We start from the raw sequence: 13290 nt of genomic DNA on the forward strand, positions 1-13290 counted from the left end.
GTGTCAAAATGGAAAGCATACTCGAGGTAGGAAATCTAAAATCAAACGGACACTATGCATTCGCAACCATTCATCAAAACACGGTCTATGTGTCGGGACAATTTGCTATCAATCCTGAAACGACAGAAAAAGAGTTCGGCCCCATTGAAAAAGAGACATTACAAGCGCTTAAGAGTGTAGAGATGATTGTAGAGGCTGCTGGAAGTCAAAAAGAAAAGATTTTGCGCATGACATTATACATTTCAGATATTGAATTATGGGACAAAGTAGATGCGGTTTATACCGAATTTTTCGGTGAACATAAACCAGCTCGTACGATTGTACCAACGAATGAATTACATTTTGGTTTCAAAATTGAAATGGATGCCATTGCATATATTTAGAATATTTTTTTGACCACCCTATATAAAAAATTATATTTTGTATAAAAAAATATTCAAAGGGGCAGATGAAGAATGAATCAATTAAGTTGTAACCATTGCGGGGAAAAATATGAGATGACACCAACTCTATGGAAATGTGATTGTGGTGGAGTATTCAATCTAGTGAAAGATACCCCGAAAATAGACGTCACAGCTTGGGAGCACTATCCAAATTCATTATGGCGTTATGTTGAAACCATGCCATTTCCAAAAGGTTCTAAGACGTGGGAAACTGTGACAATGGGCGAGGGCCAATCTCCTTTAATCGTTCTAGATCCTAATGAGCCAAACACATATGTAAAAGTTGATTATATGATGCCTACACTATCATTTAAAGACCGTGGAGCAGCTGTGTTAATGACAAAAGCTAAGGAATTAGGGGTAACAAAAGTCATTGCTGATAGCAGCGGGAATGCAGGAACGGCAATTGCTGCGTATGCGGCGCGTTGTGGTATTGCCTGTGACATCTATCTAAGTGATCAAACATCACCTAAAAAAGTCGCTCAAATAAAAGCCCACGGGGCAACGATTAAAGAAATTCATGGTACACGAGAGGACATTGCAGCTGCGGCCCAAAAGGCAGTAGACGAAGAAAACGTTTTTTATGCAAGCCATGTCTATAACCCTTATTTTTTCGAAGGTACAAAAACATACGCCTATGAAATCTATGAACAATTAAAAGGGGCACCGGATGCTTTAATCATTCCGGTTGGAAACGGCACTCTGCTGCTCGGTGCGTATTATGGCTTTAGAGAGTTATTCGAAAATGGTCTCATTCATAAAATACCGAAAATTATTGCCATACAAGCAAAGAACTGCGCACCACTTGTGAAAGCTTTTCAACATGCGGAGGAATCAGCATCACCTGTCACAAATAAAGGGACTGTAGCAGAAGGGATCGCTATTGCTGCCCCAGCGCGTTCTAAACAAATTTTAGAAGCTGTATACAAGACGAATGGTACGTTTATTGATATTGAAGAAGAAGAAATTATACATGCACGCTCTAAACTGAGTCAGAAAGGATTTTATGTCGAAGTGACATCTGCCATCAATTTTGCTGGCTACATGAAATATCAAAAGGAATCAGAAGAAACCATTATCATCCCTCTTTGTGGGGCAGGGATTAAATCAAAATAACCTTAGGACTCCGTTGCGTGCCTCGTTGTCCTATTATAGGATCAATCAGGAGTAATATTTGCGAATGTTGAATACATTGACCATCACAATTTGAAAACGGAGGAATGATTCGTGGGAATGGATTTTACTCATTTCGAAGCACATTGGTCTTACACCGACTTCCATGATTTTAGATGCAAGTTAGCAGCATGTATCGGGAAGAACGCTCTCTATCTGGCAGAAGAAATGGAGTTAGCGCATCAACAAAATGAGCCAATCGGATTGATATAAGATGAGAAGAAAGCTACTTTAAAAAGTATGTTTAAACCGTAGTAGCTTTCTTTCCACTCTACCTAATTATTTTTCATTTGTTTCTCTCCCCAATAACATATCTCATCTAATACAGGCATCAGTGATAAGCCCTTTTCAGATAAACTATATTCTACTTTTGGAGGCACTTGGGGATATTCTTTACGATGAATTAAGTGATCCGCCTCAAGCTCTTTTAGTGTATTGGTTAATGTTTTAAAAGAAATCGTTCCGAGCTTACGTTTCAGCTGATTATAGCGAACAGGACCATCGTTTGAATATAAAGCATACAGAACTGGCATTTTATATTTCCCACCAATTAATGACAAAGTATACCCAAAACCAGTATCTTTTAGCTCAGCTTTCGTCTGGAAGGACTCCTCATTCATTTTATACTCTCCTTTGGGTTAGTATCGCACTTTGATTACCGTACTTGTAGTATGTTATAGCATACAATAAAATCAATGTACATCAAAAAATGATGCAAAACTCAGAAAAAGGGTGAATGAATAATGAAAACGATTGTCTATGCACATCCTTGGGATGGAAGCTATAATCATGCCATTTTGACTTCCATAACAGAAAAATTAGAAACAAAGAGAGAACCGTTTCAAGTAATCGATTTATATAAAGATGGATTTAATCCTGTTTTTACAGCTGAAGAATTAAAGCATTTTCATAAAGGAGAAACGCCTTATTCATTAGTGAAGGATTATCAAGAAAAATTAAAACAGTCAACAGAATTGATATTTATATTCCCAGTCTGGTGGTGGGATCTACCTGCTATTTTAAAAGGATTTATTGATAAAGTGATGTTAAGCGGTTTCGCATTCATTGAAGATCAAAATACTGGTACTTTAAAAGGTTTATTAACAAATATAAAAAAAACAACCGTGATCTCAACATCAACTACAGATAAAGAGTATATAGAATCTGAAGCTGGAAATGCCATTCAAAGCGTTTTTATTAACAGAACGCTAGCAGATTTGGGATTGAAAAATGAATCCACGAAATGGATTCATTTTTCTAGAGTGAATTTAACAACAGATGAAAAGAGAAAGCAATTCTTAAAAGAAATATCCCAGAATATTTGATTTACAGTACAACAAATAAGGGCCAACTTCTACGACCGATTTAATTTATTGAGAAGGTCGTAGAAGTTTTGAAAAACAAACAAAAGGATAGGCTTGAACAAGATGGTAAATGCAGATCCATTGTATGACCTGATAAACAATAGCCGTATAAGAATCCCACTATTTAAAGTAAAGCTTTATAACTTTAGTGCTACACGTTTCAGCAGACTCTTTATCACCAGTCATTTAAGCAACAACAAATCGTGCCTGCCTAATTGACCTCTTGCACTCCTCCAAATACACCATTATTTAAATCCATACCATTTCTGTGTTTTTTTAATATTTTTTATAGCACTGCCGGCTCAAGCAGATTGTTAACATCATTTTCATTAAAGATAATACTGACTCATGCCATTTTTAAAGATAGGCAGGGTCTTAGTCACTAGCTCTTCTGATGAAATAAGTCTTCCATCCTTATTCCATGTGTATGCAGCTCCGTATATCCCCCAACTTAGCATAGTAGATAGGGTTGCTACCATTTGTTTATCCTCTAATTCGATGATGTTTTTAGTTCCTTTTAGCATAAGATCAGCTATTAGTTTCTGTAACTCCTCTTTAATTTTACTTTCGATAATAGTTCCTAAAGAATGATAACCTTTGGGACATAGGTCGCTTATCTCTTTATGGTGATCACACATGGCTAGAAAAATATTTGCAATGACTTTTTCATTGAATCCATCGTGATCATTGAGTCTTTTTTTCAATTTGTCTGTAAATGTATTGGTGATTGTAGAATGTAATAAATCAAATTTATCGTCAAAGTGCGCATAAAATGTAGCCCGGTTAATAGTAGCCTTTTCTGTGATATCACGTACCGTTATATGGTTGAAATCTTTTTCACTAGCTAACGAAAGAAAAGAGTCTACAATCAATTGTCTTGTACGAAGTATTCTCGGATCTTTTTTTGGCATAATTATTTTTTCTTCTCCTTTTAGGGTTCATCATCTTGTCTAAAAACGACAATACATTAGAAGTGTTGCGTAAACTACATATTGGCTATTTTGGTTATTGTTTATTATTCTTTTTCATCTTATCATCAATTATACAACGCGCGTTGCTTAAATAACACATGTTATTACGAAAGATTTTTGATCAAGGAAATCATTGTGATCATTCTGAATAACAAAAGGAGATAGACGACCATGAACATCACTATTTTTGGTGCAACTGGTGCAATCGGTCAACTTTTAACACAGTTTGCATTAGAAAACGGAGATATCGTTACGGTATATGTTAGAAACCCTGAGAAAATCAAGCAAAAGCATTCGAATTTACGCATTGTAACGGGTGAACTAACGAACACTTCAGCTATTGAAACGGCAGTTTCAGAAGCTGATGTCGTGATAAGCACCTTAGGTCCCGGCATTGATTTGTCTCGAAAACAAAAAGGTACACCGATCGCCGATGGACATAACCGAATTGTCAAAGCGATGAAGAAGTTCACCAAAAAAAGGTTGATTACACTCGCGACGCCAGCCTTGCAATCTGAAGACGATAAGAAAAGCTTATCGACGATATTGCCAAGAATATTGCCTAAACTTCTCATGCCAAATGGTTATGCCGAAATGAAGAAGATAGGAGAACTGATTAAAGAATCGAACCTGGATTGGACAGTCGTTCGAATCATTAATCCTAATATCAAATACAACGGGCAATCTTACGGTTATTCATTCGGCGATCAGCCAGCTAAAATGTCCGTATCTAGGGAAAATGTCGCTAAACTCATGTATGACGCTGCTAGGCAACACCAATTAATCGAAAAAATGCCCATTGTCTATAATCATTAAATCAGCTTTTTGTATGAGGTTGTTGATTCAGCAGAAATTATAGGAATCATTTAGGGTCATACCAAAATATTGCGTGTGCATTCTTTTTATAAGTATTCAAAATCAAAATCATAAAGTGGAATTTAGGAATCCAACCTTTATTAAAAGCCTATTTTGATACAATCATGAGTGCTGGAAAAACGTTTAAATATACATCAGAAGGTCCAGAAGGATTGATGAAAGGGAAAAAAGCAATCCATATTCATGGTATGGGAGGATTTTATTCGCAGGCAATTGGAATGGAACATTCCGATTCTTACGTAAGAGGTGCGCTGAAGTTTGTTGGAATTGAAGTGGAACCAACGATTTTTGTTGAAGGTATTGACTATGATCCAACTAAAGAAGAAGAAATTGTTACTTCAACAATTGAAAAAGCAAAAACGGTAGCACGAACGTTTTAAAAAAGAGCATTGGTGGGATTAGTTAAAAAGATTTTAATTAACATCATCCCACCTCGCACGTTCAAAAGCGTAATAAAGAAGAATAGACAAAATACATTCATTAAAATCATAAAGGGGGAACATAGGATGAAAGTAGAAATTTGGTCTGATTTTGTTTGCCCGTTTTGTTATATTGGCAAACGTCAATTTGAAATAGGGTTAGAACAGTTTGAACATAAAGAAGAGGTCGAAGTCTTATTTCGACATTTTCAATTAGATCCATATGCGAAAAAAAATACAGGAATGGATATCCATCAAGTATTATCCTCTAAGCATGGTGTCCCATATGAAAAAGCAAAAGTACTGAACAATCAATTGAAACAGAAAGCAAAAGAGGTTGGGTTAGATTATCAATTTGATACAATGATTCCTACGAATTCATATGATGCACTTCGTCTTTCTTATTATGCAAAAGAGAAAGGGAAGATTCGGGAGTTTATGGAACGTATTTTGAAAGCTCATTTCACAGATTCACTAGATATCGGTGATCACGCAACACTTGCTCAACTTTCAAGTGAAATAGGTCTTGATGGCAACGAAGCTTTGGATGTTTTATCAAATGATCAATATAGCGAGAATATCGCAGCTGATAGAGCCGAGGGATCTAAAATTGGGATTCAGGGCGTGCCCTTTTACGTTGTGAATGATAAATATGTCATCTCAGGAGCACAACCTAGCGAAGTGTTTTTAGAAACATTACAACAGGTATGGAAAGAAGAGTACGGGAATCGTAAGGTTGAAGAGCATAAATTAGAGTCGTCGCTCGATGAATATTGTTCAGATGGAACATGTAAATTTTAATGGATATTCAAAAAAGATATAGAAATCACAAAAGATTGATATAGCTACTTTAAATACCACTTTATAATGAAACATTTACTTCCAAAAATCAAAGGGGTTTAGCGATATGAAAAATACAATTTTTCAAGGTACAATCGAGCATTCAGGATTTGTAGTACCCGATATCGAAGTAGCAGTTGAATTCTTCACTCATATTTTGGGTTTTGAAGTCTTGTTCCGGCCAAAACGGATGCAGTTTGAGGACGATAGTTTAAAAAGGTACTTTGGGGTTCACGAACATTCAGTTGTAGAAGGGGCGGCATTTTTGCAATATGGCGGTAGAAAGATCGAACTGGTTCAATGGTCGACGCCAGATCAACAGAATGTTCACCTAAAACCCAGTGATATCGGTGTAGCCCATCTAGCTATTACAGTTACCGATATAGAAGAGGCTTTAAAATATTTTGCAGAACAGTCTGATGTTAAAGTCAGAGAGCTGAGCTCTCTTGGATTTTTCTATATCACAACTTCATGGGGGATGGAGATTCAAATAATGGAATTACCCCAAAAACCTTTATGACCTATCTAATTTGTACCAAGACAAGAACAAGGGTCCTTTAATTAGTTGAAACAATAACTGTATCTTAATTTGTGGACCCTCTTTCACCTTCTGATCATAGGACACCAAGAAGGGTCCTTTCCATCTAATTGACCTCTTGCAGGCAATTGATCATTGTTTTCTCCTCTTAATACCTCACTAATATCCTGCTTTCTTAAAATCCATATCATTTCTGTGCTTTTTGATGTCTCTTTTAGCTTTGGCAGCTCTAGCAAAGTGTTAACAGCAGAATGCCCAATGCAATTCTGATACCGAGTCAGATCGCGATTTAAAATATCAGGAATGCCATTCGATTAGCAACTCTTTTTTCATTTTCTGTCATAATCCCTTCAGCATTTATTGGGTTAGGGTTTTTCCACGTACCAGTGGCATGTATAACCGCCTTTGCTCGTAAGTTTTTTCTTCTTGATTATTTAATTTCACTCGAATGATAAAAGGCACAAGACCTCTGTCTTTTGTTTTTATCAACACCTTTTTGCCAATTAGGAGGACTGGGCTATTTAAATAACTATGTGGTTTCATTTAAAGAAGAGAAGTGGGTATTTAAATCAATCATTTTCACACGAATGAATCTTTGTTTGAATTCATATAATCAATTGATTATATAAGTTTTCAGTTATATACTATTGAAGGAGTTGAAAAGAGGGGGAATCATTGTGACTACAGATGTTTCAATTGGTGTGACATATATGTCGAATTGTTTAAAAACACTCAGTGATCAAACAAGACTGATCATGATGAAATTGTTTTTGGAGAAAGAATATTGTGTTTGTGAACTGGTAGATATGTTCGAAATGAGTCAACCAGCGATTAGTCAGCATCTACGAAAATTAAAAAAAGCTGGATTTGTTCATGAGAACAGAAAAGGGCAGTGGCGTTATTATTCAATCAATACACTGTCTCCAGAATTTGAGACGATTCGGATCATCTTAAATCAAATTGATAAAGAAGATGACCTTTTAAAAAGTATACAACATAAAGCAACAAACATTTCTTGTTCGTAAGGAGGGATGGGTTTGAGTTTTGCCGTTTTATCATTAATCATATTTTTGTTCACTTTGGTACTGGTTATTTGGCAGCCAAAAAATTTATCCATAGGGTGGTCCGCTTGTGGAGGAGCTATTTTAGCATTAATCGTAGGTGTTGTGAATGTAGACGATGTGATCACCGTGACAGGCATTGTTTGGAATGCGACTTTAGCTTTTGTCGCCATTATCGTCATTTCACTCATCCTTGATCGAATCGGCTTTTTTGAATGGGCAGCATTGCATATGGCAAAGGCTGCAAAAGGCAGTGGGCTACGTATGTTTGTGTATGTGACCATCCTTGGTGCAATCGTCGCTGCTCTATTTGCAAACGATGGTGCAGCACTTATTTTGACACCCATTGTTTTAGCCATGGTCAGAGCATTACACTTCAATGAAAAAATAGTATTCCCTTTTATTATCGCGAGTGGGTTTATTGCAGATACAACGTCGCTTCCACTTGTCGTAAGTAATTTGGTGAATATTGTAACAGCCGACTATTTCAACATTACATTTATTGAATATGCATCCAGAATGGTTGTTCCAAACCTTTTTTCATTGCTAGCGAGTATCACTGTGCTGTACCTTTTCTTTAGAAAGAGTATACCAAAACGCTATGATATGACTGAGTTAAAGCAACCTAGGGAAGCAATAAAAGATCCAAAGATGTTTAGATTATCTTGGTATATATTAGCTTTTTTGTTGATTGGTTATTTTGCAAGCGAATTTTTATCTATACCTGTATCGGTCATAGCTGGAGTGATTGCCATTTTATTCTTGGTCATTGCACAAAAAAGCCCTGCTGTTCAAACAAAAAGCGTTCTAAAAGAAGCTCCCTGGGCGATCGTTTTCTTTTCCATAGGTATGTACGTTGTTGTCTATGGCATGCGAAATGCAGGGCTTACTGATGCTCTTTCAAGCGTGATTCAAGCTGTAGCAGATCAAGGTTTATTAGCAGGGACTCTTGGTATGGGATTTATAGCAGCGATTCTTTCATCTGTCATGAATAATATGCCAACGGTCATGATCGATGCATTGGCCATATCCGGCACCGATACACAAGGAATGATGAGAGAAGCGTTAATATACGCAAATGTCATTGGTTCTGATTTAGGACCAAAAATTACGCCCATTGGCTCCTTAGCAACACTACTATGGCTCCACGTCCTTTCTCAAAAAGGTGTGAAGATTTCCTGGGGGACATATTTCAAAATAGGGGTCATTTTAACTGTACCAACACTATTCATCACACTTTTAGCGTTGTATTTCTGGCTAATGATTATACATTAAAGGAGACGATCAACATGTCAAAGAAAACAATATACTTTTTATGTACCGGTAATTCTTGCCGCAGTCAAATGGCTGAAGGTTGGGCTAAAAAATATCTTGGAGATGAGTGGAAGATCTATAGTGCTGGTATCGAAGCTCATGGATTAAATCCGAATGCTGTAAAAGCAATGAAAGAAATAGGGATTGATATTTCTCATCAAACGTCTGACCTGATTGATCAGAAAATATTGCATCACGCTGACTTAGTCGTAACACTATGCGGTGACGCAGCTGATAAATGCCCGATGACTCCTCCTCATGTCGAACGTGTCCATTGGGGCTTTGATGATCCAGCAAAAGCAGAAGGAACAGAAGAAGAGAAGTGGTCATTTTTCCAAAGGGTAAGAGATGAAATTGGAGATCGATTGAAACAGTTTGCTGAGACTGGAAAATAGTGCTGCGTTTGAGTCAATTGAATATAAAATCTAATAATAAAGAGGATCAAGTCAAAGATTCTCTTTTTGCATTAATTAATATCTAGTTTACATAATATATATTCTAGGAAGTTAAATAACAATTGAATTTTCTTCGTCTCATTATTAAGTATACTTATCTTATTGAGATAAAACAAAAAATGAAAATCCAACAGTTGATTCGTCAGATTTTCATTCCTCTAAATGTTTTAAGATTTTTGCAGGATTCCCGCCAACAATCACATTTGCCGGAATATCTTTTGTCACAACAGATCCTGATGCAATGACAGCATGATCTCCGATTGTCACACCTGGATTGATAATGGCGCCGCCGCCAATCCACACATGATGTCCAATTGTGACTGGTTTGCCGAATTCAATACCTGTTTGACGTTCTTCTGGATTTAACGGATGTCCAGCTGTGTATATATGTACATTCGGACCTAACAAACAATGATCTCCAATTGTAATCTTGCAAACATCTAATAACACAGCATCAAAATTCGCAAAAAAATGCTCACCAACCTCGATATTGTATCCATAATCACATTGTATTCTGCCTTCAAACACCACATCTTCTCCGCAAGCGCCTAAAAGCTCCTTTAAAATGGCCTTTCTCTGTGATGGCTCATTTGTTTGCTGATAGGCAAATGTCAATTGTCGCGCTTTTGCTCGATCTGCCATCAATGTGTGGTCATTTGGATGATAGTATTCTCCCTTGATCATCTTTTCTTTTTCTGTTTTCATGTTCATCTCCCTTTTATTGAAACTTCATTCATCGTTTGAATGAATGCCTCGGTGAATTGTGTCGTCGTCTCATTTCCTCCTAAATCCTTCGTTTTCAAGTTCTTTTTTAAGGTCTCACCAAGAGTATGTTCGATCAGACTGGCTGTCTGTTTTAATCTTTCATCTTGATATTTCACATGTAGCCAGTTACAAAGCATCACTGTAGAAAGAATCATGCCCATTGGATTGGCGATATTTTGACCAGCAATATCCGGTGCTGAACCATGTGCCGCCTGTGCCATCGCTTGATTTTCGTTACAATTTAATGAGGGTGCCATTCCTAAACTGCCGACTAGTTCCCCTGCAAGATCAGATAATATGTCGCCAAACATATTTTCTGTCACAATCACATCAAAATCACCTGCACGTCTCACTAAATGAGCAGCCATCGCATCAATATGAATATCCTCAACCTCCACTTGCGGATATGCTTTCGCTACCTCTTGACATGTTCGTAAAAACAAGCCAGATCCTAATTTGATCACGTTCGCTTTATGAACAATGGTGACTTTCCCCCTCCTCTCCACTGCACGTTGAAAGGCCGCGTGGGTAATACGGGTAATTGCTTTTTTTGTAAACACACCTGTAGATATGGCGACATCTGGTGTAATCATCCACTCTCCTGTCCCCTGATACATATTCCGGTCTGGATAAAAGCCTTCTGTATTTTCTCGAAAAATGACAAGGTCGACGCCACTGGCAACGCTTTTCACACCTGGTAGCGATTGCGATGGACGAATATTTGCAAATAAATCAAATGTATGACGCAGTTCTCCACTTGGATTTCTTCTTTCTTTCAATTGATCAGGATATGAAGCTGAATCATGAGGTCCTAATATCCAGCCATGGCATTTTTTCAAGGCGGCTATCGTAGAAGCTGGCACTGGATCTTGATGAGAATGAATGGCTTCAGCACCGATAGGACACTCTACAAATTCCACAAATGGTTCATTGAACTGTGACAGCGCTGTCTTAAAAATACGCATACTAGAATTAACAATTTCCGGTCCAATCCCGTCTCCCTTTAAAACACCTATTCGATATGACATATGTATCGCCCCTTTTGTCTTTATTCTATCAAAGAATGATGAAGTTGGAATATTTTCTTCATGATGATCCTCCCTCATGTTATTTACGAATCAAGAAGTCTCCTTTATAATCGAGTAGATTTGTTCTGTAAGACTACATAGATATGAGGGATTAGATGAAATTAAAGTGGTATAAAGCGATCATTGTTATTTTTACGATGTCTGGGATCTCCATCTCCACTTGGTTTTCAAGGACACCAGAAGTGAGAGATTTGTTGCAAGCAGATACAGGCACAATGGGACTCATTTTACTCGGCCTATCTGTAGGTTCCATTGTCGGGCTGATTCTTTCCAATGTATTCGTTCGCAAAAAAGGCGGCCGAGTGGCGATTGTGGTCAGCGCTTTTTTGATGTTTATTGGATTCTCAACCCTTGCAATCGGCGCCGCCCTCTCTTCTACGCTGATTGTCACTGCTGGTCTTTTTCTTTTTGGTTCAGGCTCAGGCATGTGCAATGTAGCCATGAACTTAGAAGGAACGGAGATTGAGTATCAGATCAAGAGAACGATCCTGCCGATTTTGCATGCTTCTTTCAGTATTGGAACGTTAATTGGTGCAGGTGCCGGAATACTCTTTATTTATTTAGGTGTGTCTGTCTTCATTCACCTTCTCACCATTGCACTCCTTTTCTTTCTCAGCATCCTGATTTGTACACGGTTTATTCCGCACGGGACAGGAAAAGATCAGGATGAGACGCAGACAGAATCAGTAGAGGCTTCTCAAACATCATGGCTGAACAAACGAACGATCTCATTAGCGATGATTGCCTTATGTCTCGCATTTGTAGAAGGTTCTGCAAATGATTGGATTCCACTAGCAATGGTTGATGGCTATCAGGTTTCTCATTCAATGAGTACGGTCATCTATGCATTATTTTTGTGCGGAATGATTAGTGGCAGATTACTGAGCGGACGTTTCATTGATCGCTTTGGCAGGGTGCTGTTGCTAAGAGTCGCGATTTTATCTGCTGTCGCCGGACTATTCTTGGTGATTTTAAAGATTTCACTCGTCGTGTGTATGATATCTATCTTTTTATGGGGACTTGGCGCGTCCTTAGGCTTCCCGCTGACCATTTCAGCAGCTGGTGATGATAGCCGCTATGCTGTCAAACGTGTCAGTATCGTCACTTTATCTGGGTATACAGCCTCTCTATCAGGGCCCCCTGTTTTAGGACTGCTCGCCAATCAAGTCGGACTGCTTCATGCGTTTATTTTTGTTCTGTTTGCCATTTGTATTGCGGGAATCTTCACAAAAGCTGTTGCAAAACCGACATCAATACATTCTTTTTGAAAAGTGCCAGATCTTTGATCTCGGTACTTTTTTTAAATTTAAAAAATAAAATTGAAACCTTTCATGAAGTGAAACAGTCCTATAGATGTCTTGATGTTTAGCGCTTTTTTAAAGAGGGAAAGTAAAAAAATAAGACTTTTCAAATAACTGAAAACGTGGTAAGATCATGAAAATAAACAGGAAGGGGTGAGAAAAATGAAAAAAAATATGCTGTTAAAATTAGCAGTCTTATTCATAGCACTTGCAAGTTTTCATTTGTTCTCAATGCCTCATTCCGTTCAGGTATATCATCATGCAAAGGTGGTTGCTGATCAAGAATCACATGAAATGAAAATCGTTCAGACAGCAGGCGATGAAAAGAAACAAAAACATGTGAACGCAGTATTTGCGGCATTTACAGCACTGCTAGTCATTGGCAGTATGGCAGCTGGATTTGCACGCATCACTTATACTGATCGATTTGACCGGAAAAAGAAGCATTTACTTGCAGTGTTCTACCAGTCTTCGAATTTCCGAGTAGCTCGTGTTAACCCAACCATTTAAATCAAACAAAAATTGGGAGGTTTTACACGATGTTATTTTTCTTAAGAGTATTCATTCTAGGTCTGTTCTCTGTCACTTCACTTTCTCTTTTCGTTTACCAAGGAATTGAAGTAGTGCATGCCATCACAAGCATGTTTGGCAATCACGAGAGTTAAATTGACCTCATCATAAA

The 13290-nt window shown here is 37.7% G+C and carries 17 protein-coding genes; 13 read left to right on the plus strand and 4 right to left on the minus strand.

The window, feature by feature from the left end; translation table 11 throughout:
* Positions 1 to 8: 8 nt before the first annotated feature.
* Positions 9 to 383 (plus strand): RidA family protein, encoded by a 375-nt coding sequence (locus ES896_RS16345; RefSeq protein ID WP_135227041.1) that lies wholly within the window; start codon positions 9 to 11, stop codon positions 381 to 383.
* Positions 384 to 455: 72 nt separating this feature from the next.
* Entirely contained in the window at positions 456 to 1559 is a 1104-nt protein-coding gene (locus ES896_RS16350; protein WP_135227042.1) for a threonine synthase, read from the plus strand.
* A gap of 332 nt (positions 1560 to 1891) precedes the next feature.
* On the opposite strand, the gene ES896_RS16355 is transcribed toward ES896_RS16350, so the two are convergent.
* Positions 1892 to 2236, minus strand: coding sequence for a winged helix-turn-helix transcriptional regulator (locus ES896_RS16355; RefSeq protein ID WP_007499303.1), 345 nt, complete (start codon positions 2234 to 2236; stop codon positions 1892 to 1894).
* A gap of 123 nt (positions 2237 to 2359) precedes the next feature.
* Here ES896_RS16355 and ES896_RS16360 point away from each other — a divergent pair, with 123 nt between their 5' ends.
* On the plus strand, positions 2360 to 2941 hold the full coding sequence (locus ES896_RS16360; protein WP_035391910.1) for an NAD(P)H-dependent oxidoreductase: 582 nt from the start codon (positions 2360 to 2362) through the stop codon (positions 2939 to 2941).
* A gap of 368 nt (positions 2942 to 3309) precedes the next feature.
* Here ES896_RS16360 and ES896_RS16365 read toward each other — a convergent pair whose 3' ends face one another.
* A complete protein-coding gene (locus ES896_RS16365) occupies positions 3310 to 3891 on the minus strand; it encodes a TetR/AcrR family transcriptional regulator (protein ID WP_017367339.1) in 582 nt (193 codons plus the stop codon).
* A gap of 231 nt (positions 3892 to 4122) precedes the next feature.
* Between ES896_RS16365 and ES896_RS16370 the strand changes: the two genes are divergently transcribed.
* The 7 genes from ES896_RS16370 to arsC all read left to right on the plus strand — a co-directional run bounded on the left by ES896_RS16370 (position 4123) and on the right by arsC (position 9394).
* Positions 4123 to 4767: an NAD(P)-dependent oxidoreductase gene (locus ES896_RS16370; protein ID WP_135227043.1), complete on the plus strand. Its 645-nt coding sequence runs from the start codon at positions 4123 to 4125 to the stop codon at positions 4765 to 4767.
* Positions 4768 to 4895: 128 nt separating this feature from the next.
* Complete coding sequence (locus ES896_RS16375) at positions 4896 to 5207, plus strand: NAD(P)H-dependent oxidoreductase (protein ID WP_269380277.1); 312 nt, start codon at positions 4896 to 4898, stop codon at positions 5205 to 5207.
* 126 nt (positions 5208 to 5333) lie between these two features.
* Entirely contained in the window at positions 5334 to 6047 is a 714-nt protein-coding gene (locus tag ES896_RS16380) for a DsbA family oxidoreductase (protein ID WP_035391913.1), read from the plus strand.
* Positions 6048 to 6153: 106 nt separating this feature from the next.
* Positions 6154 to 6606 carry a VOC family protein gene (locus tag ES896_RS16385; RefSeq protein ID WP_025207410.1) on the plus strand — a complete coding sequence of 151 codons (453 nt, stop codon included), beginning with the start codon at positions 6154 to 6156 and terminating at the stop codon, positions 6604 to 6606.
* A gap of 695 nt (positions 6607 to 7301) precedes the next feature.
* On the plus strand, positions 7302 to 7649 hold the full coding sequence (locus ES896_RS16390; protein WP_017367335.1) for an ArsR/SmtB family transcription factor: 348 nt from the start codon (positions 7302 to 7304) through the stop codon (positions 7647 to 7649).
* 6 nt (positions 7650 to 7655) lie between these two features.
* A complete protein-coding gene (locus ES896_RS16395) occupies positions 7656 to 8960 on the plus strand; it encodes an arsenic transporter (protein ID WP_395947868.1) in 1305 nt (434 codons plus the stop codon).
* Between the two features lie 14 nt (positions 8961 to 8974).
* A complete protein-coding gene (arsC, locus tag ES896_RS16400; RefSeq protein ID WP_017367333.1) occupies positions 8975 to 9394 on the plus strand; it encodes an arsenate reductase (thioredoxin) in 420 nt (139 codons plus the stop codon).
* A 210-nt stretch (positions 9395 to 9604) separates the two neighbouring features.
* Here the strand turns inward: arsC and ES896_RS16405 are convergent, their stop codons facing one another.
* Entirely contained in the window at positions 9605 to 10159 is a 555-nt protein-coding gene (locus ES896_RS16405; RefSeq protein WP_135227044.1) for a sugar O-acetyltransferase, read from the minus strand.
* A 2-nt stretch (positions 10160 to 10161) separates the two neighbouring features.
* Positions 10162 to 11325, minus strand: a complete 1164-nt coding sequence (locus ES896_RS16410; protein WP_056703236.1) for an isocitrate/isopropylmalate dehydrogenase family protein — start codon at positions 11323 to 11325, stop codon at positions 10162 to 10164.
* 77 nt (positions 11326 to 11402) lie between these two features.
* Between ES896_RS16410 and ES896_RS16415 the strand changes: the two genes are divergently transcribed.
* From ES896_RS16415 to ES896_RS20430, 3 genes are all read left to right on the plus strand, one after another.
* A complete protein-coding gene (locus ES896_RS16415) occupies positions 11403 to 12575 on the plus strand; it encodes an MFS transporter (protein WP_135227045.1) in 1173 nt (390 codons plus the stop codon).
* Between the two features lie 195 nt (positions 12576 to 12770).
* Complete coding sequence (locus ES896_RS16420) at positions 12771 to 13118, plus strand: hypothetical protein (RefSeq protein ID WP_008343786.1); 348 nt, start codon at positions 12771 to 12773, stop codon at positions 13116 to 13118.
* A 29-nt stretch (positions 13119 to 13147) separates the two neighbouring features.
* Complete coding sequence (locus ES896_RS20430; RefSeq protein ID WP_008343787.1) at positions 13148 to 13273, plus strand: hypothetical protein; 126 nt, start codon at positions 13148 to 13150, stop codon at positions 13271 to 13273.
* Positions 13274 to 13290: the final 17 nt, after the last annotated feature.

Source organism: Bacillus sp. 005/A4HT-01/001 (assembly GCF_004634445.1).
In the GTDB taxonomy this organism is placed as follows: domain Bacteria; phylum Bacillota; class Bacilli; order Bacillales; family Bacillaceae; genus Bacillus; species Bacillus altitudinis.